General features: G+C 68.2%; 19 protein-coding genes and 1 pseudogene. 14 read left to right on the top strand and 6 right to left on the bottom strand.

Features of this window, described 5'->3' with window-relative positions:
• Positions 1-207 precede the first annotated feature (207 nt).
• Together PTQ19_RS14950 and PTQ19_RS14945 are read left to right on the top strand one after the other, a co-directional pair.
• Entirely contained in the window at positions 208-840 is a 633-nt protein-coding gene (locus tag PTQ19_RS14950; protein WP_274367913.1) for an acyl-CoA synthetase, read from the top strand.
• Positions 837-1,238 (top strand): hypothetical protein, encoded by a 402-nt coding sequence (locus PTQ19_RS14945; protein ID WP_242519368.1) that lies wholly within the window; start codon positions 837-839, stop codon positions 1,236-1,238. Before PTQ19_RS14950 ends, PTQ19_RS14945 begins: the two co-directional genes overlap by 4 nt.
• Before the next feature lie 175 nt (positions 1,239-1,413).
• Here the strand turns inward: PTQ19_RS14945 and PTQ19_RS14940 are convergent, their stop codons facing one another.
• The 4 genes and pseudogenes from PTQ19_RS14940 to PTQ19_RS14925 form a co-directional block, all read right to left on the bottom strand.
• Complete coding sequence (locus PTQ19_RS14940) at positions 1,414-2,163, bottom strand: PQQ-dependent sugar dehydrogenase (protein ID WP_274367912.1); 750 nt, start codon at positions 2,161-2,163, stop codon at positions 1,414-1,416.
• A gap of 17 nt (positions 2,164-2,180) precedes the next feature.
• Positions 2,181-2,432 (bottom strand): annotated as a pseudogene (locus PTQ19_RS14935) (PQQ-dependent sugar dehydrogenase); the annotation flags it as partial.
• Between the two features lie 229 nt (positions 2,433-2,661).
• Positions 2,662-4,035, bottom strand: coding sequence for an adenylosuccinate lyase (gene purB / locus PTQ19_RS14930; RefSeq protein ID WP_206551326.1), 1,374 nt, complete (start codon positions 4,033-4,035; stop codon positions 2,662-2,664).
• A gap of 5 nt (positions 4,036-4,040) precedes the next feature.
• The gene (locus PTQ19_RS14925; protein WP_179409635.1) at positions 4,041-4,586 is read right to left on the bottom strand and encodes a low molecular weight protein-tyrosine-phosphatase; all 546 of its coding nucleotides are present in this window, start codon (positions 4,584-4,586) and stop codon (positions 4,041-4,043) included.
• A 114-nt stretch (positions 4,587-4,700) separates the two neighbouring features.
• On the opposite strand from PTQ19_RS14925, the gene PTQ19_RS14920 reads away from it, so the two are divergent.
• On the top strand, positions 4,701-4,967 hold the full coding sequence (locus tag PTQ19_RS14920; protein ID WP_274367911.1) for a hypothetical protein: 267 nt from the start codon (positions 4,701-4,703) through the stop codon (positions 4,965-4,967).
• Positions 4,967-6,319, top strand: a complete 1,353-nt coding sequence (locus tag PTQ19_RS14915) for a hypothetical protein (protein WP_274367910.1) — start codon at positions 4,967-4,969, stop codon at positions 6,317-6,319. The genes PTQ19_RS14920 and PTQ19_RS14915 overlap by 1 nt, the downstream gene beginning before the upstream one ends.
• 19 nt (positions 6,320-6,338) lie before the next feature.
• Here the strand turns inward: PTQ19_RS14915 and PTQ19_RS14910 are convergent, their stop codons facing one another.
• Positions 6,339-6,734, bottom strand: coding sequence for a phage holin family protein (locus tag PTQ19_RS14910; RefSeq protein WP_206550936.1), 396 nt, complete (start codon positions 6,732-6,734; stop codon positions 6,339-6,341).
• Positions 6,735-6,826: 92 nt separating this feature from the next.
• Here PTQ19_RS14910 and rhuM point away from each other — a divergent pair, with 92 nt between their 5' ends.
• The 5 genes from rhuM (at position 6,827) to PTQ19_RS14885 (ending at position 12,576) form a co-directional block, all read left to right on the top strand.
• On the top strand, positions 6,827-7,792 hold the full coding sequence (gene rhuM / locus PTQ19_RS14905; RefSeq protein ID WP_274367909.1) for a virulence protein RhuM/Fic/DOC family protein: 966 nt from the start codon (positions 6,827-6,829) through the stop codon (positions 7,790-7,792).
• Between the two features lie 4 nt (positions 7,793-7,796).
• Positions 7,797-8,864, top strand: coding sequence for a histidinol-phosphate transaminase (locus PTQ19_RS14900; RefSeq protein WP_274367908.1), 1,068 nt, complete (start codon positions 7,797-7,799; stop codon positions 8,862-8,864).
• Positions 8,865-8,958: 94 nt separating this feature from the next.
• Complete coding sequence (locus tag PTQ19_RS14895) at positions 8,959-10,086, top strand: thiamine pyrophosphate-dependent dehydrogenase E1 component subunit alpha (RefSeq protein ID WP_206550938.1); 1,128 nt, start codon at positions 8,959-8,961, stop codon at positions 10,084-10,086.
• Positions 10,086-11,066, top strand: coding sequence for an alpha-ketoacid dehydrogenase subunit beta (locus tag PTQ19_RS14890; protein ID WP_274367907.1), 981 nt, complete (start codon positions 10,086-10,088; stop codon positions 11,064-11,066). The genes PTQ19_RS14895 and PTQ19_RS14890 overlap by 1 nt, the downstream gene beginning before the upstream one ends.
• A 175-nt stretch (positions 11,067-11,241) precedes the next feature.
• Positions 11,242-12,576: a dihydrolipoamide acetyltransferase family protein gene (locus PTQ19_RS14885; protein ID WP_179409649.1), complete on the top strand. Its 1,335-nt coding sequence runs from the start codon at positions 11,242-11,244 to the stop codon at positions 12,574-12,576.
• 15 nt (positions 12,577-12,591) lie between these two features.
• Here PTQ19_RS14885 and PTQ19_RS14880 read toward each other — a convergent pair whose 3' ends face one another.
• Positions 12,592-12,801 carry a hypothetical protein gene (locus tag PTQ19_RS14880; protein WP_206822528.1) on the bottom strand — a complete coding sequence of 70 codons (210 nt, stop codon included), beginning with the start codon at positions 12,799-12,801 and terminating at the stop codon, positions 12,592-12,594.
• A 120-nt stretch (positions 12,802-12,921) separates the two neighbouring features.
• Between PTQ19_RS14880 and PTQ19_RS14875 the strand changes: the two genes are divergently transcribed.
• Genes PTQ19_RS14875 through PTQ19_RS14855 form a run of 5 tightly spaced genes read left to right on the top strand, consistent with a single transcriptional unit; the run spans position 12,922 to position 17,535 of the window.
• Positions 12,922-13,941 (top strand): metal ABC transporter solute-binding protein, Zn/Mn family, encoded by a 1,020-nt coding sequence (locus PTQ19_RS14875; protein WP_274367906.1) that lies wholly within the window; start codon positions 12,922-12,924, stop codon positions 13,939-13,941.
• Positions 13,938-14,780 (top strand): metal ABC transporter ATP-binding protein, encoded by an 843-nt coding sequence (locus PTQ19_RS14870; RefSeq protein ID WP_206822526.1) that lies wholly within the window; start codon positions 13,938-13,940, stop codon positions 14,778-14,780. The genes PTQ19_RS14875 and PTQ19_RS14870 overlap by 4 nt, the downstream gene beginning before the upstream one ends.
• The gene (locus PTQ19_RS14865) at positions 14,777-15,640 is read left to right on the top strand and encodes a metal ABC transporter permease (RefSeq protein ID WP_374222191.1); all 864 of its coding nucleotides are present in this window, start codon (positions 14,777-14,779) and stop codon (positions 15,638-15,640) included. Before PTQ19_RS14870 ends, PTQ19_RS14865 begins: the two co-directional genes overlap by 4 nt.
• Before the next feature lie 45 nt (positions 15,641-15,685).
• Positions 15,686-17,086: a DivIVA domain-containing protein gene (locus PTQ19_RS14860; protein ID WP_274367905.1), complete on the top strand. Its 1,401-nt coding sequence runs from the start codon at positions 15,686-15,688 to the stop codon at positions 17,084-17,086.
• A gap of 38 nt (positions 17,087-17,124) precedes the next feature.
• Positions 17,125-17,535 (top strand): Fur family transcriptional regulator, encoded by a 411-nt coding sequence (locus tag PTQ19_RS14855; RefSeq protein ID WP_206550945.1) that lies wholly within the window; start codon positions 17,125-17,127, stop codon positions 17,533-17,535.
• Positions 17,536-17,546: the final 11 nt, after the last annotated feature.

The raw sequence follows: 17,546 nt of genomic DNA, 5'->3' as shown, positions 1-17,546 counted from the left end.
GTGCTCTCGCTTATCACAGCAGCGCTCCCGGTATGTGAAGGTCGTGCGCCTAGATTGGCATACTTGCGCCGCGTCGGCCGCGTCTGGGGACGGACCGATGCGCGTACCCCTCCGTAAGGGGGTTCGGTGATCGCCTGGGGAGGCCGCCGAACCCCCCTTCACAGGCGCCCGGCGTAGACTGGTCGGGTCACCGATTCGAGGATCGTCATGCCTGCCCCTTCCCGCCCGTTCACTGCGCGCCACGTGCAGTTGGGCCGTGCCGTGATGGCCGCCATCGCCGCCATCATGATCACCTTCTCTGCCGACCACTCGGCCGCCATCGGCCTCTCCGTCTTCGGCGGCTTCGCGATCATCACCGCGACGATCCTGATCATTGCGGCGGTCATCGTCTATCCGAACGGCCGACGCTGGCCGGCGGTGATGATGGGCGCCTTCACCTTCTTGTTCGGTATGGCTGCGAGCGTGCCGGTCTGGCGTTCCGACACCCTGTTCTTCGTCCTCCTGATCGGGTGGGCGGCCGTGACCGGACTCGTCGAGTTGATCGCGGGCATCCGCTATCGCGGTACCGAGGGTGCGCGCGACGCGACTACGGTCGGCGCGATGGGAGTGCTGCTGGCGCTGTTGCTGCTGCTCGTCCCGATCGATCTGGTGCAGGACTACACGGTTGGCGGTAACGACCTGGTTCTGACCGGCATCGTCATCGGAGTGGGCCTGTTCGGCGCGTATGCGGCGATCGTGGCCGTGTTCCTGGGTATCGCCGGCGTCTCGCCGAGCGCGAAGAAAGACATCGAATCGGATGCCGGCGCAGACCGCCTGGCAGACCATGGAGGACACGCATGACCGACCCCAAGCCGACGCGACGCGAGATCCTGCGTCCGCTGCACCTGGTGGGGATCGCCCTGGTGTGTGGCATCTTCGCCACGATCGTGACGCTCGTCTCGACCGGTGCATTCACCTCGCGCGTCAATTCGGCGATCGCGAAGGGCACCTACGAGGGGCTCACCCCGATCGGTCTTGGACTGGTCATCGGTGGCATCTCGTTCATCGTCACCCTCCTGGGCCTTGCCATGCTGATGCTCGCCGTCGACCCGGCCGACGTCACCAAGCGCGTTGACCGCGCCGTGCTGCTCTCGGATGACGACGCTGGTGCTGGTGCTGCAGGGGGTTCGGGTGCTGCCGTTGCGGATGCTGCAGCGACGGACGACGACACCGCCCCCGGTCAGTCCTCCCGCGCCTGACGCGCTCGCGCGCTTTCCTCTCTGGCGCCCTGGCGCTCGGCCCTCTGGCTCTCTCCTCTCTCACGAGGGGTCAATAAACGCTGGGTTTCACCCCTCGCACCCGACGTTTCTTGACCCCTCGTGAAGTGTGTGCGCGTTCGTGGGCGTGCGCGTTCGTGGGAGTGGGCGGCGCGGGCTAGGGCAGAGGCAGCTGCAGCAGGCGGTCGTCGCCATCGCGGCGATCGCCCCGCCCATCGGTGTTGTTGGTGAGCACCCAGAACGTTCCGTCGGGGCCGGGCGCCACGTCGCGCACGCGGCCGAACTCGCCGGCGTGCACCGCCCACGGGGCCGAGCCGCCTGCCGTGTCGAACAGCCACACGCGCTCGCCGCGCAGGGCCGCCATGTACACGACGTCGTCGATGATGGCGATACCGCTCGGGCTCGCCTCGCTGGGCGCCCACACCGCGACAGGGTCGATGGCATCCGCCGCGTCCGCGACGCCCTCGTGGTCGGGCCAGCCGTAGTCGCCGCCGGCCTCGATGAGGTTGAGCTCATCCCACGTGTTCTGTCCGAACTCACTCGCCCACAGGTCGCCGCGCGAGTCCCAGGCCAGGCCTTGCACGTTGCGGTGCCCAAGGCTGTAGACCGCCGTGCCGTACGGGTTCCCCGGTGCCGGGTCACCTTCTGGCGTCACGCGCAGGATCTTGCCCGCGAGCGACGCCGGATCCCTGGCCTCGGCGCGGCGACCGGCATCACCAGTTGCGATGTACAGCATCCCGTCCGGCCCGAACGCGATGCGTCCGCCGTTGTGCGTCGCGGCGCGCGGGATACCCGCGAGCACGACCTCGATGCCGGACCTGTCGAGGCCGAGCGAACCGGGGCGCCGGTCAAGGGCATCCGCACCACGCGGTTGTCGTCTGCCGCGCCGTGGTACGCATAGAGCCATCGGATGCCATCGGACTCGTGCATCGCGAGGCCGTGCAGTCCCGATTCTCCGCCCGACACGACGCCGCTGACGGTGCCGACCTCGCGCTGCGCGCCGTCGACGGTGAGTTCGAGTACGCGGCCGTCGTCGCGTTGCGAGATGAGTGCGCCGCCGCTCTCGAGCGGGAGCACCGACCACGGTGCATCCAGGTCCGATGAGAGCGTCACCGTTTCGGCGCTGGCCGTGCTCGGCGCAGCTGTCGGTTCAGTGCAGGCGGTGAGCACCAGCATCCCCGTCAGGATGCCGGCGACTGCGAAGCACGCGTTCCGACCCATGCCTCCAGCATGACGTGCTCCCGCTCACGAGGGGCACGAACCTCATGAGGGCGCGCCACCTCACGACGGCAAGCCACCTTCATGAGGGGTCAAGAAACGCTGAGTTTTGCGCGCTCAGGCGACGTTTCTTGACCCCTCGTGGAGGGAGAAGAGCGCCCAGCGCACGGCGCCGAAGCGCCCAGGCTCAGCGGGCGAGGCGCTCGGCGAGGCCGGTGTACGTCGCGGGCGTGAGCGCGAGCAGGCGCTGCTTGGCAGCGTCGCCGATCTCGAGACCCTCGACGAAGGATGCCAGCTCGGCCGCACCGACGCGGTGTCCGCGCGTGAGCTCCTTGAGCAGCGCGTACGGGTCGGTGATCGACGACCGTCCGGCGACCACCTCGGCGCGGATGACCGTCTGGATCGCCTCGGCCAGCACCTCCCAGTTGTGGTCGAGGTCGTCGAGCAGCACGTCGCGCGAGAGCGAGATCTCGTTCAGGCCGCGACGCAGGTTGTCGAGCGCGAGCAGCGAGTGCCCGAGGGCGACGCCGATGTTGCGCTGCGTGGTCGAGTCGGTCAGGTCGCGCTGCAGGCGGCTGGTCACCAGCGTCTGCGACAGTGAACCGAGCAACGCCGCCGACAGTTCGAGGTTCGCCTCGGCGTTCTCGAAGCGGATCGGGTTGATCTTGTGCGGCATGGTCGACGAGCCGGTCGCTCCGGCCACGGGGATCTGCGCGAAGTAGCCGAGCGAGATGTACGTCCAGATGTCGGTCGCGAGGTTGTGCAGGATGCCACCGGCGTGCCGCACGCGGTCGTACAGTTCGACCTGCCAGTCGTGCGATTCGATCTGGGTGGTGAGCTCGTTGAAGTCGATGCCCATGCCTTCGATGTACTCGCGCGACAGCTGCGGCCAGTCGACGTCCGGCTCGGCCGACAGGTGCGCCGACCAGGTGCCCGTGGCGCCCGAGAACTTCGCGAGGTACTCCGAGCCGGCGATCTGGCCGCGCACGCGCTCCAGACGCCAGGCGAAGACCGCGAGCTCCTTGCCCATGGTCGACGGGGTTGCGGGCTGCCCGTGCGTGCGCGAGAGCATCGCGGCATCCGCGTGCTCGACGGCGAGTTCGCGCAGCTTGGCGATCACGGCGTCGAGTGCCGGCAGCCACACGCCCTCGATGGCGCGCTTGACGGTCAGGGCGTACGAGGCCGAGTTGATGTCCTCGCTCGTGCACGCGAAGTGCGTGAGCTCGGCGATCGAGTCCAGGCCCAGCGACGACAGGCGGTCGCGCACCAGGTACTCGACGGCCTTCACATCGTGGCGGGTGACGGCTTCCTTGGCGGCGAGCCAGTCGATCTCGGCCTGCCCGAAGTCGCGGTACAGCGCGCGGAGGCGCTGCTTGTCAGCATCCGACAAAGGCGACGTCTCGAACAGTGACCGGTCGGTGAGGGCGATCAGCCACTCCACCTCGACCTCGACGCGGGCGCGGTTCAGTCCCGCCTCCGAGAGGTAGTCGGCCAGTCCCGAGACGGCGGCCTGGTAGCGGCCGTCGAGGGGGCTCAGCGGCTGGGTCGGAAGCGAGGGCAGAGAAGTCAGCGGAGTTCCTCCTGCTCGGGGCCCCGCATCGCACGGGGCGACGTATGGGATGCCCGCACAGCCGGTTCGAGCTGGCTGAAGAGTCCGCGGGTCGCGGTCTCAATCATAGCGAGCACCGAGTCGAACATCTCGGGCCCCGCATAGTACGGGTCAGGTACATCCATGCTCGACGCGTGCGGGTCGAACGTGCGCAGCAGCGTGACCTTGCCCTCGTCGTCCTCGGTGCGCGCCCACGCCCGCAGGATGCGTTCGTGGGTGCGGTCGAGCGCGACGATCAGGTCGTTCTCGGCGAAGGTCGTCGCGGCGAACTGTCGCGCGCGGTGCAGTGAGCCGTCGAACCCGCGGCGGGTGAGCGCTTCGATGGTGCGTTCGTCGGCGCGTTCGCCCACGTGCCAGTCGCCCGTTCCCGCACTGGTGGACACGACGCGAGAGCCGAGACCATGCCGTGCAGAGAGTGCGCGAAGCACCACTTCGGCCATCGGTGAGCGGCAGATGTTGCCCGTGCACACGAAGATGACGCGGAAAGGATCCGAGTCGGTCATCGCTCCATTCTGCCCGCTACCCGCGCTGTCCCCAATGGCTGGGGTGAGCGAGTTGTCCCCAGATCGTGGGAATCAGGACACATCGGATGCCCGCACTCGACCACTCTGGTGGGCATGTACTCGTTCCTTGCCGCCGAAGCGCCCGCCAGTTTCGACCTGTGGGCGGTGTTTGACGCCCTGCGTCTGCTGCAGGATGCCGAGGACCAGCTGGTCGCTGCGGAAGGCGTGGGGACGGAGCTGGTGGCGGAATCGTCGTGGCACAACGAGGGGCTCGCCGCGCGCAGCCTTCGTGAGGCTCTCGACGAGATGCACCAGCAGATCCACGGTGAGACCATCGCCGTGCGCGAGCAGCAGGGTGTCGTGCGGGCGGTGGTGCGGTGATGAGCGACAACCTGGAGATCACATCGGGTGGGGCGATCGCGATCGATTCGTCGATGGTGCGTGAGATCGGTCGCGGTCTCGGGCGGGTCGGCCGCCACCTTGAGGATGCTGCGGATCTGGCGCGACGGGCCCGGGCGACGATCGTGCAGGCGCCGGCGCTCGCCGCCGCGGTCGGCACGGGCGGGATCGATGCCTGCGCGCAGCGGTTGATGACGCTGGCAGAGCAGACCCGCACGCATGCGCATGGCACAGAGATGATGGCGGATACGTTCGAGCTGGTCGAGCTGCGCACACGACAGTCGGCGCTCAGTGTGCATCGTCCCGACGAGGCGCTGGCGCTGCAGGCGCGGATCGACCAATTGATCGCGGGTGACCCCGATATCGAGAAGCGTGCCGACATGCTGGTCGCGGCGTGGCAACAGACGCGATTCGACGGCACCAGTGACCAGCCGTTGGATGCGCTCTTGTGGCGTCCGGGCTCGGGGCCGATGCTCGGCCCCTTGGGCGCGGGCACGATCGGCGGAACGATGCTGGTGGTGTCGCAGATGATCGCCCGTCACGGTCAGGGACTGCTGCCGTACGGTTCGAAGCCGACGGGCGAGGCGCCGCCGGTGCGCGTGACCCCGGTGTCGACGGGGACGACGAAACCGCCGACCGGAGTGCGTGATTCGTTGTCGCGCATCCCGTATGACGGCACCGGGCAGGTCGTCGTCGAGAAGTACACCATGGAGAACGGCGAGACGCGGTTCATGGCTTACATGGACGGCACGCGCACCTCGACCTGGTGGACCGAGGATCCCTGGGACATGGGGTCGAACTGGGACATGTGGGTCGACCGCGACAAGGCGGCCTCGCAGGTGGCCCTGCAGAAGGCGCTGGAGCAGGCCGGTGCGAAGCCGGGAGACACGGTCGGTCTCGTCGGCTACTCGCAGGGTGCCGGGATTGCGAGCGTCACTGCGATGGAGGGCGTGTACAAGGTCGACGTCGTGATCACGGCGGGCAACCCGGTCGAGCCGTCACTGGGTCCGGATCAGACGCTCGTCGAGCTGCGTCATCAGGGCGATATCGTCTCGAATCTGGCGGGCGGAGGCAGTTCTGGTGGCACGGGTTCGACCGGCAGCTTCACCGCGCACGCCGATGTCGGAGGGTGGTCGCCAGCTGACGGGCCCGATCTCGGCAAGCTCTCACCAATCGCCGCGCACGGGTTCGAGGCATACCTCGACACCGCCGCTCAGGTCGACGCCTCGGGCGATCCGCGTGTAGACGACCTGAACGAGTCGTTCTTCGAAGAGCTGGGCCAGGCCGTCGAGGTCGAGACGACGGAGTACTTCGCGGAGCGGCCGGACGTGTGACCCGGCCGGCCCGATGTGCTCAGTCGCGCTTCTTCTGCGGGCGCAGGATCGCCCCGAAGATCGCGTTGATGATCGAGATCAGGAAGGCGGCGACCACACCCCACCAGAACGACCCGACGTCGAGTCCCCAGCTGAAGCCGCTGGTGATCCAGGCGGTGAGCCACAGCAGGAACCCGTTGATGATGAACGAGATCAGGCCGAGGGTCAGGATGTACAGCGGCAACGCGACGATCTTGACCACGGTGCCGATGATCGTGTTGACCAGGGCGAAGATCGCACCCACCGCGAGCAGCGTCAGCGCGACCTGCAGGGGCTCACCGGGCGAGAACGGGCGGATGCTGATCTCGAGCACCGTGATCAGGCTGACCACCCAGATGGCGAAGGCATTGACGACGACGCGGACGATGAATCCCATCTTTCGATGGTGCCATGCCGGCGCCCATCTTGTCAGTGGGTGCGGCTACGTTGAGGGAACGCGCGAGAGCCGTTTCTACGGAGGGTGAGGACATGAACGCTGACGATTTCCAGGTTGTCCTTTACACGACCCCAGACGGCGAAACGAACCTTGACGTGCGGGCGGATGGAGAGACGGTGTGGTTGAACCGTCAGCAATTGGCGGCGCTGTTTGGCCGAGACGTCAAGACCATAGGCAAGCACATCGCGAACGCGCGGCGAGAGGAGCTCGACGGCATGGCAGTTGTCGCAAAATTTGCGACAACTGCTACGGACGGCAAGGTCTATCAGACGGAGCACTACAACCTGGACATGGTCTTGTCGGTGGGCTACCGAGTCAAGTCCCCTGAGGGAGTCCGCTTCCGCAGATGGGCGACGAACGTCCTGCGCGGGTATGTGTCCGAGGGTGTGGTGCTCAACGAACGGCGGCTTGAACAGCTCGGGACGATCGTGAAGATCCTGGGACGCTCGCCCGACCCGCTCGTCGCCGGTGTTGCCGAACTCATCTCCCGATACCTTCCGAGCCTGCGAATCCTGCGTGACTATGACGATGGCGACCTGGGGGAACAGCCGGGTCGTGAGCCCGCGTGGACGCTGACCCTGGACGAGGCGCGATCGATCATTGCCGCAGTGCGTGCCGACTTCGAAACGGACACCCTGTTCGGCGGTGAACGAGGGGATGCGTTAGCTGCCATCATCGGCGCGATCTATCAGGGATTCGCTGGCCACGAGATGTATGCCTCGGTGGAAGAGAAAGCGGCGAACCTGCTGTACCTCGTTGTCAAGGATCATCCGCTCACGGACGGCAACAAGCGCAGCGGGGCAGCCTTGTTCGTCACCTTTCTGATCCGCAACGGCATGCTGGTCGAGGCAGACAGCACCGGGATTAACAACAACACTCTCGCGGCGATCACGCTCCTGGTCGCCATGAGCGACCCGAGGGAGAAGGAACTCATGATCGCTCTGATCATCCGGATGATCTCCGAGGGCGCCTCCGGCCCGCCGCGCTCCTTAGACTGATCCCGTGACAGAGTCGACACTGCCCCGCATTCGCCCCGAGATCGCCGCCCTGCCCCCGTACCGTCAGGGCAAGCAGGCAGGTCCCGACGCGTTCAAGCTCTCCAGCAACGAGAATCCGTTCGAACCGCTCCCGTCGGTGCTCGCGGCGCTGCAGGACACCACGCCGATCAACCGATACCCGGATGCCACGGCGGGTGCGCTGCGCGCCCGCCTCGGCGAGAAGTACGGCGTCGAACCGGATGCTGTGCACATCGGCACCGGCAGCGTGTCGATCCTCTACCAGCTGATCCTGGCGACAGCATCCGTCGGCGATGAGGTCATCTACGCCTGGCGTTCGTTCGAGGCATACCCTGGGCTCCCGCTGGTCGCCGGCGCGACCGGCGTGCAGGTGCCGCTCACCGACGGCGCGCGGCACGATCTCGACGCGATGGCGGATGCTGTCACCGACCGCACCCGCGCGATCATCGTCTGCACGCCGAACAACCCGACCGGCCCGATCGTCACCAGCGCCGAGTTCGCGGCGTTCGTCGACAGTGTTCCGAGCGACGTGCTGATCATCCTCGACGAGGCCTACGCCGAGTTCGTCACCGCCCCGGATGCGGTTGACGGGCTCGCCGAGCGCGTTTTCGAGCGGCATCCGAACGTCGTCGTGCTGCGTACCTTCTCGAAGGCATTCGGCCTTGCGGGGCTGCGGGTCGGCTACGCGATCGGGCACCCGGGCGTGCTCGACGCCGCACGTACCGCGGCCATCCCGCTGTCGGTGACCAGCGCCGCCGAGCGCGCCGCGATCGCCAGCCTCGACGCCGAGGGCGAACTGCGCGAGCGGGTCACCGAGATCGTCGCGCGTCGCACGCGCCTGGTCGCGGGTCTGCGCGCCCAGGGCTGGGACGTGCCCGACTCGCAGGCGAACTTCGTGTGGCTGCCGACCGGTGCGGGCACCGACGACGCAGCCGCCGCGTTCATGGCTGCCGACCTCATCGTCCGCCCGTTCTCGGGCGACGGCATCCGCATCTCGGTCGGCGAGGAAGCATCGATCGACCGGGTGCTGCAGGTCGCGGCAACGCTGCGCTGAGCTCACCGCGGGCCCGAAGATCGCGGCTCCGGGCACTTCTTAGGGGGCCCGAGTTATGCGCGGCCGGGCATGCCCGGATCGATAGCGTGGAACGGTGACCTCGACCGAAACACCTCTCGTTCGCGTTCTGCAGACGGACGGAAGCTACGCGCCGACGGCCGAAGCCGAGCAGTACCTGCCGTTCATCGACGCGCTCTCCGACGCTCAGCTTGAGCAGTTCTACCGCGACATGGTGGTCATCCGTGCCATCGATACGCAGGCCACCAACCTGCAGCGGCAAGGGCAGCTCGCCCTATGGCCGCCGAGTCGCGGGCAGGAGGCCGCGCAGGTCGGCTCGGCCTATGCCGCGCGTGGGCAAGACACCCTGTTCCCGTCGTACCGCGAGCACGCGGTCACCCGCATCCGCGGCGTCGACCCGCTCGACATCATCACGGTCATGCGGGGCAACTCGCACGGCGGATGGAACCCGCTCGACCCGAAGAACGGCAACACCCGCATCTACACGCTGGTGCTCGGATCGCAGACCCTGCACGCCGCCGGTTTCGGCATGGGCCTGGTGCTTGATGGCAAGACCGGCACCGGCGACCCGGAGCGCGACGAAGCGGTGGTCGTGTACTACGGCGACGGCGCCTCCAGCCAGGGCGATGTGCACGAGGCGATGGTCTTCGCCGCCAGCTACAACGCCCCCGTGCTGTTCTTCCTGCAGAACAACCACTGGGCCATCTCGGTGCCCGTGCAGACCCAGTCGAAGGTGCCGCTGGTCAACCGCGGCGCAGGCTACGGCATCCCGTCGGTGCGGGTGGACGGCAACGACGTACTCGCCAGCTACGCCGTCTCGCGCGCCCAGCTCGACGCGGCGCGCAACGGCGGCGGCCCGCGCGCGATCGAGGCCGTCACCTACCGGATGGGCGCGCACACCACCAGCGACGACCCCACCAAGTACCGCGGCTCCGACGAGGAGCAGCAGTGGGCGCAGCGCGACCCCATCGCGCGCATGCGCGCCTTCCTGGAGGGGCGCGGAGCTGCGGCATCCCTGTTCGACGACGTCGAGACCGAAGCGGCGGATGCTGCCGAAGACCTGCGCTCCCGTGCCGTCACGCTCACCCCGCCGGGACGCGAGCTGATGTTCGATCACGTGTACAGCGACCCGCACCCGGTGATGGCAGAGCAGAAGGCGTGGCTCGACGGCTACGAAGCCTCGTTCGAAGAAGGAGCGCGCTGATGACGATCGAGTCGATGCCCATGTCGCGGGCGCTCAACGCCGGTCTGCGCAAGGCCATGCAGGACGACCCCCGGGTGCTGCTGATGGGAGAGGACATCGGCCCGCTCGGTGGCGTCTTCCGTATCACCGAGCACCTGCACCGCGACTTCGGACCCCAGCGCGTGCTCGACACCCCGCTCGCCGAGTCGGGCATCGTCGGCACGGCGATCGGGCTGGCGATGGCCGGATTCCGACCGGTGTGCGAGATCCAGTTCGACGGCTTCGTGTTCCCCGCCTTCGACCAGATCACCTCGCAGCTGGCGAAGATGACCAACCGTCACGAGGGTGCCCTGTCGATGCCGATCGTGATCCGCATCCCGTACGGCGGGCACATCGGCGCCGTCGAGCACCACCAGGAGAGCCCCGAGGCGTACTTCACGCACACTCCGGGGCTGCGGGTGGTTTCGCCGTCGACCCCGAACGACGCCTACTGGATGATCCAGGAGGCGATCCGCTCCAACGACCCGGTGATCTTCCTCGAACCTAAGAGCCGGTACTGGCCCAAGGGCGAGGTCGATCTGTCAGAATCCGCCGTCCCGCTGCACGCGTCGCGCGTCGTGCGCCGCGGCAGCGATGTGACCCTTGTCGGCCACGGCGCGATGGTGACCACGCTGCTGCAGGCGGCGGCCATCGCCGAGGGCGAGGGCACGAGCTGCGAGGTCGTCGACGTGCGTTCGCTGTCGCCGGTCGACTACGGCCCGATCCTCGACTCGGTGCGCTCGACGGGCCGCATGGTCTACGCGCAGGAGGCGCCCGGTTTCACCAGCCTCGGCAGCGAGATCGCTGCGACCGTCATGGAGCGGGCGTTCTACGCCCTCGAAGCGCCCGTGCTGCGGGTCTCGGGGTTCGACACGCCCTTCCCGCCCGCCAAGCTCGAGGGCACCTACCTGCCCGATGCCGACCGCATCCTGGAGGCCGTCGACCGCTCACTCGCCTACTGACCTGGCGCCTACCGGCCCTGAGCCCCCCTGCAGACCCGTTCCCCACTGATCTCTTCCCCGCCTACTGCGCACAACTCCGGAAAATCTCACCGTTTCCGGTCATATCCGCCCGTACTGCCGTTCCGGACCATGGTTTTCCGGAGATGTGGACGCCGCGTAGCCGAAAGGACACCCCATGAGTACTCAGACCTTCACCCTGCCCGACGTCGGCGAGGGGCTCACCGAGGCCGAGCTCGTCGCCTGGAAGGTCGCCCCGGGCGACACCGTGGCGATCAATGACGTGATCTGCGAGATCGAGACGGCCAAGTCGCTGGTCGAGCTGCCGTCACCGCACGCGGGGACCGTCGGTGAACTGCTGGTCGCCGAGGGCGTCACGGTCGAGGTGGGTGCGCCGATCATCTCGTTCGTGTCGGATGCTGTCGCGCCGGCCACCCCGGCGCCCGCGCCCGCGGCATCCGGCGAGGAGGGCGGCGGATCGGTGCTGGTCGGCTACGGCACCGGAGGCGGTGCCGTCTCGCGTCGCCGCAAGCCGGCCGAGCGACCCGTGCGCGCCTCGGTGGGCGTGATCGCCAAGCCACCGATCCGCAAGCTCGCCCGTGACCTGAACGTCGACCTCACCGAGGTCACCCCGACCGGTGCAGACGGCGAAGTCACGCGCGATGACGTCGTGGGACACGCGCAGCAGGCCAGTGTGTTCCGCAACATCGAGACCCCCGAGTGGGGAGATGTGCGCGAGGAGAAGCTGCCGGCCCCGGTGAGCGCCCCGGCGGGCCTGGCCCGCGGCATCCAACCCGCTGCGCAGGACGACGATCGCAGCGAGTCGATCCCGGTCAAGGGTGTGCGCAAGGCGACCTCGTCGGCGATGGTGCAGAGCGCCTACTCGGCACCGCACGTGACCGTGTGGAAAGAGATCGACGCGACCCGCACGATGGAGCTCGTCAAGCGTCTGAAGGCGTCGCCCGACTTCACCGACATCCGGGTGTCGCCGCTGCTGATCATGGCGCGCGCCGTGATCTGGGCCGCGCGGCGCACCCCGATGGTCAACGCCGCGTGGGTCGACACCGACAACGGTGCGGAGATCGTCGTGCGCCACTACGTCAACCTCGGCATCGCGGCGGCGACGCCGCGCGGTCTGCTGGTGCCGAACATCAAGGACGCCCAGGATCTCGGGCTGAAAGACCTCGCCCGCGCCCTGAACCGGCTGACCGTCACGGCCCGCGAGGGCAAGACCAGCCCCGCCGACCAGCAGGGCGGCACCATCACGATCACCAACATCGGTGTGTTCGGGATGGATGCCGGAACCCCGATCATCAACCCGGGCGAGGCCGGCATCGTCGCCATGGGCACGATCGCCCAGAAGCCGTGGGTCGTCGACGGCGAGGTGCGTCCGCGCTGGGTGACCACGGTCGCCGGGTCGTTCGACCACCGTGTGATCGACGGCGACGGCATGAGCCGCTTCATCGCCGACGTCGCCGCCGTGCTCGAGGAGCCCGCGCTGCTCGTCGACTGAGCGACCGAAGGGCTGTCAGTCGCGCGATGTGTTCGACAGCGTCAGCAGACGTCGTTCATCGGCATCAAGCCAGGTCGCGGCCTTCGGCACGCGTCGCTCGATCCGCTCTTCGTTGCGGGCCTGACGGAGTGCGTGCACGATCGCGAATCGGATGACCGCGTACGCGACGGCTGCGATCGCGAGCACGTAGAGGATCGGAACGAGGCTGACAATAAGAATGGACAACTCTTCCCCCTGAAGGATCCGTGGCTCGATGTGGCGAGCATAACAACGTGAGGCGGGGGATCGGGAACGCCCGCCTGCACCAAGTTGATAATGGTTCTCATTAGCAGTTACCATGAAGGCATGAAGAAGTCCCTCTCCGCCCTCGCGCTCGCCGCAGCATCCGTCATGGTCCTGTCGGGCTGCTCGGCCACCGCCGGCGGAACGGCGGACTCCGGCGGCGAAGAGGGGCTGCTGCAGGTCGTCGCCTCGACCAACGTCTACGGTCAGCTCGCCGCATCCATCGGTGGCGATCGCGTCGAGGTCACCAGCCTGATCGACTCCGCGGCGAAGGACCCCCACTCGTACGAGGCGACCGCCCGCGACCGCCTGGCCGTGCAGAAGGCCGACCTCGTGATCGAGAACGGTGGCGGCTACGACGCCTTCATGCAGGAGCTGGCAGAGGGATCGGATGCTGTCGTGATCACCGCGGCCGAGCTCTCGCACGACTACCCGGATGCCGTCGTCGACGACCACGCCGACGATGCGCACGCCGAAGACGACCACGCTGAAGACCACAGCGAAGAAGACCACGCCGAGGACGAGCACGACGACCACGCCGGTCACTCGCACATCGAGGGCTTCAATGAGCACGTCTGGTTCGACGTGCACGCGATCTCTCACGTCACCGAGCAGATCGCTGCCGACCTCACGGCCCTCGACCCCGAGGGTGAGCCCGACTACACGGCTGCCCTCGAAGAACTCAACGGTGAGCTGTCGGCGATCGAAACCGAACTCGACGAGCTGCACGAGCGCCTCGAAGGCACGACCGTGTTCATCACCGAGCCGCTGCCCGGTCTGCTCGCCGCAGCCGCCGGTCTCGACGACGTCGCGCCCGACGGGTTCGCCTCCGCTGTTGAAGAGGGCAACGACGTCGCGCCGGCCACACTGCTCGAAGCGCTCGCGGTGATCGAGGACGGAACCGTCGGTGCGGTGCTCACCAACGTGCAGACCGGTGGAGCCGAGACCGATCGCGTCGAGCAGGCCGCGACGGATGCCGGTATCCCGGTGGTCGCATTCAGTGAACTGCTCGAGGCCGATCAGACGTACGCTGAGTGGATGCGTGCAGCGATCTCCGACCTCGCCGCCGCCCTCGACGAGTGAGCGGCGGCGCTGACGGCGCATCCGCACCGGCTCTGCGGATCCGCGGCGCGGCCCTGCATCGCGGATCGCGCGAGTTGTGGGCGGGGCTCGACCTCGATGTCGCCCCCGGCGAGTTCATCGCCGTACTCGGGCCGTCGGGTTCGGGAAAGACGACGCTGCTGCGCAGCATCCTGGGGCTGCAGCCACTCTCTGCCGGCACCATCCATGTCGGCGGACGCGTCGCGCACCGCGGCAACCCCCGCATCGGCTACGTTCCGCAGCAGCGCCCACTGCCGCCCGACACGAGCATGCGCGCCCGCGACCTCGTCGCACTCGGGGTGCGCGGCACCCGGTTCGGGCTGCCGCTCCCGCGCCGTGGCGACCGTGAGCGCGTCGATCAGCTGCTGCGCGACGTCGGCGCCGACCACTACGGCGACCGTCCGGTCGGGCTGCTCTCGGGCGGTGAGCAGCAGCGGCTGCGCGTGGGCCAGGCCCTCGCCGACCGTCCTGCGCTGTTGCTGTGCGACGAGCCGTTGTCGAATCTCGACCTCGCCAATCAGCGCGGCGTGACCGACATCATCGACCGGCAGCGTCGCGAGAACGACGCCGCCGTGATGTTCGTCACTCACGACATCAACCCGATCCTGGGGCGCGTGGACCGCATCCTCTACATCGCCGGTGGGCGCTTCGTGCTGGGCACCCCCGACGAGGTGCTGCAGACCCGGGTGCTCACCGAGCTCTACGGCACACCGGTGTTCGTGCTGCGTGCGGGCGACCGGCTCGTCGTCGTCGGCGTACCCGATGCCGAGCCGCACCACGACCACGGCGACGACGAATCCAGTGCGGGGGCGCACGCATGAGGGCGATGATCGACTGGAGCGACGTCTTCTCGTTCCAGGACTACGGCGAACTGCTGGCGCTACTGTCGAACTCACTGATCGCCGGCGCGGTGCTCGGCCTGGTCGGTGGCCTCATCGGCGTCTTCGTGATGCAGCGCAACCTCGCCTTCGCCGTGCACGGCATCAGCGAACTGTCGTTCGCGGGGGCCGCAGCCGCTCTACTGTTCGGCGGAAGCGTGGTCGCCGGCTCGATCGGCGGAGCCCTGGTCGCGGCCATCCTCATCGGTGTGCTGGGATCGCGCGCGCGCGACCGCAACTCGATCGTCGGGGTGCTGATGCCGTTCGGTCTCGGCCTCGGCATCCTCTTCCTCTCGCTCTACGATGGGCGCAGCGCGAACCGGTTCGGCCTGTTGACCGGTCAGATCGTCTCGGTGTCGACCCCCGACCTGGGGTGGCTGATCGGCATCAGCGTCATCGTGCTGGCGGGGTTGCTGCTGATGTGGAACCCGCTGAGCTTCGACTCGCTCGATCCCGAGTCGGCGGCGGCGCGTGGCGTTCCGGTGCGCGCGGTGAACCTGGCGTTCATGGTGCTGCTCGGGCTGATCGTGGCGGTGAGCGTGCACATCATTGGCGCCCTGCTGGTGATGGCCCTGCTGGTGACCCCCGCGGCTGCGGCGATGCGTCTGAGCGCAGGTCCGGTGGCCGTCCCGCTGCTGGCGGCCCTGTTCGGCTTCGTGTCGGCGGTCGGCGGCATCATGCTGGCCCTGGCAGGCACTCTGCCGGTGAGTCCATACATCACCACGATCTCGTTCCTGATCTACGTCGGGTGCTGGATCACCCAGCGGGTGCGCCGACGCACCCGACGCACAGCCAACGGATGAGATCATTGAGATCAGGGGCCGAAATCTTCAGAAAGGCGAGTTCCGTTGAGCAACACGCATGACTCCGATGGCCAGCAGAACGGCGACTTCTTCGACCAGCTGCTGACCACAGCGCCGAAGGGCGAGCACTCCGCGTTCACGCAGGCGTTCCGCGGCTACGACAAGGCAGAGGTCGACGCCGCCGTCGCGACTCTGCGCGACCAGGTCAAGCGCCTGACGTCCGATCTGGAGGGCCTCGACGCCCGCCACCGCGGCGAACTGGAAGCCTTGCGTGGCGATAGCGAGCAGTCCATCGCCGGTGCGCTCGCCGAGAGCGACGAACGCGCGGCCCGGCTCGAAGAGGAGCTCAAGGCGGCCAAGGCGCAGGTCGAGGCTTCGGCCGAGCAGATCACCGCGCTCACCGAGGAACTCACCGCGGCAGCGCGCGCCGAGGGCGACGCGGACGGCGCGGGCCGCTCCGACGAGCCGCAGAGCCGTCAGCAGTTCGAAGCCGTCCTGCGTGTGGCCGAAGAGCAGGCCAGCGTGCTGATCCACAACGCGGCCTCGCAGGCCGAGCGCCTGCTCGAAGCGGCGCGTGAAGAGACCGAGGCCAAGCGCGCCGAGCTCGCCGCCGACGTCGCGCGCATCACCGCGCAGGCGCAGCAGGACGCCGACCAGGTGCGACTGAAGATCGACACCGAGCTGACCGCACACGAGGCCCGCCTCGAGCGCGAGGCTGCGCACGCCGCAGAGAAGGTGTCGCAGGCCGAGCAGGAGGCCGCCACGGTGCGCACCGAGGCCGAGAAGGTCGCCGCCGCGTTGCGCGCGATGGTCACCCGCGAGACCTCGGACATGCGCTCGGACGCCGAGCGTGAGGTGCGCGAGATGAACGCCCGCGTGCTGGAGTTCGAAGAGACCCTGACCCGCCGCCAGGACGACGCGCAGCAGGAGTTCCTGGTGCTGCACAACCAGGCCGTCGCCCACGCCGAGCGCATCACCTCGGATGCCAACGAGCAGGTCGCGGCCTCGCTGGAGCACGCGCAGCGCATCTCGAACAAGGCCGAGGACTACGAGAAGCTGATGCGCTCGCAGGCACAGGCGATCGAGGCCGAGGCTCACGTGAAGGCGCGCGAGACGCTGGAGCGCGCTCGCGCCAAGGCGCAGAAGATCGTCGACTCGGTCACCGGCCACGCCACCGGCGCCCTGCGCGACGCCGAAGACGCCACGCGTCAGCTGCGCTGGCAGCAGCAGCAGCTGAACAGCTTCATGGCCGAGGTGCGCGAACTGCTGCGCCCCGAGGGCGTGCTCACCGGTTCAGCCGCGGCCGTCGCCGCGACCGGTGACACCGATGACATGCCCGTCGAGGACGTCGCGGTCGCCGACGCACCCGACGAAGAGGCCTCGGATGCTACCGACGAGTTCCTCGGTGACGAGCCGCTGGAGGATGAGCTGACGGCATCCGACTGACCCGGAAACGGTCAGCCGGCCCGGCCTAGACTCGGATCATGGCTCAGCGGAACACCTGGCAGCGCGAGCGCGTGCGCGACGCGCTCGCGGAAGCGCGCGGATTCGTCAGCGCGCAGACTCTGCACGCCGAGTTGCGCCAGGCGAACACGGGTATCGGTCTCGCCACGGTCTACCGCGCTCTGGCGGGGCTCGCGGCCTCGGGCGAGGCGGATTCGCTGCAGAGCCCCGAGGGCGAAGCGCTGTACCGCGCGTGCGAGACGCAGGAGCACCATCACCATCTGATCTGCCGCTCGTGCGGACTGACGGTCGAGATCGAGGCCAAGGACGTCGAGCAGTGGGCCAAGCGCACGGCTGCTCTGCACGGCTTCCGTGATGCCGAGCACGTCGTCGACATCTTCGGACTGTGCGCGGCGTGCGCGAATCGGATCGACGGCAAGGACGGCGCGTGACGCCCTCGTCG

It is taken from the genome of Microbacterium esteraromaticum (assembly GCF_028747645.1).
GTDB lineage: Bacteria > Actinomycetota > Actinomycetes > Actinomycetales > Microbacteriaceae > Microbacterium > Microbacterium esteraromaticum_C.
Note: the sequence above shows the minus strand (reverse complement) of the source record. Positions and strands in the feature narration are given on the sequence as shown.

What these genes read in the sequence shown, in the direction of transcription:
- PTQ19_RS14950 (WP_274367913.1), top strand. Translation starts at nt 208, where the DNA reads ATGCCTGCCCCTTCCCGCCCGTTCACTGCGCGCCACGTGCAGTTGGGC.
- PTQ19_RS14945 (WP_242519368.1), top strand. Translation starts at nt 837, where the DNA reads ATGACCGACCCCAAGCCGACGCGACGCGAGATCCTGCGTCCGCTGCAC.
- PTQ19_RS14940 (WP_274367912.1), bottom strand. Translation starts at nt 2,163, where the DNA reads ATGGCTCTATGCGTACCACGGCGCGGCAGACGACAACCGCGTGGTGCG.
- PTQ19_RS14925 (WP_179409635.1), bottom strand. Translation starts at nt 4,586, where the DNA reads ATGACCGACTCGGATCCTTTCCGCGTCATCTTCGTGTGCACGGGCAAC.
- PTQ19_RS14920 (WP_274367911.1), top strand. Translation starts at nt 4,701, where the DNA reads ATGTACTCGTTCCTTGCCGCCGAAGCGCCCGCCAGTTTCGACCTGTGG.
- PTQ19_RS14915 (WP_274367910.1), top strand. Translation starts at nt 4,967, where the DNA reads ATGAGCGACAACCTGGAGATCACATCGGGTGGGGCGATCGCGATCGAT.
- PTQ19_RS14910 (WP_206550936.1), bottom strand. Translation starts at nt 6,734, where the DNA reads ATGGGATTCATCGTCCGCGTCGTCGTCAATGCCTTCGCCATCTGGGTG.
- rhuM (WP_274367909.1), top strand. Translation starts at nt 6,827, where the DNA reads ATGAACGCTGACGATTTCCAGGTTGTCCTTTACACGACCCCAGACGGC.
- PTQ19_RS14890 (WP_274367907.1), top strand. Translation starts at nt 10,086, where the DNA reads ATGACGATCGAGTCGATGCCCATGTCGCGGGCGCTCAACGCCGGTCTG.
- PTQ19_RS14885 (WP_179409649.1), top strand. Translation starts at nt 11,242, where the DNA reads ATGAGTACTCAGACCTTCACCCTGCCCGACGTCGGCGAGGGGCTCACC.
- PTQ19_RS14875 (WP_274367906.1), top strand. Translation starts at nt 12,922, where the DNA reads ATGAAGAAGTCCCTCTCCGCCCTCGCGCTCGCCGCAGCATCCGTCATG.
- PTQ19_RS14865 (WP_374222191.1), top strand. Translation starts at nt 14,777, where the DNA reads ATGAGGGCGATGATCGACTGGAGCGACGTCTTCTCGTTCCAGGACTAC.
- PTQ19_RS14855 (WP_206550945.1), top strand. Translation starts at nt 17,125, where the DNA reads ATGGCTCAGCGGAACACCTGGCAGCGCGAGCGCGTGCGCGACGCGCTC.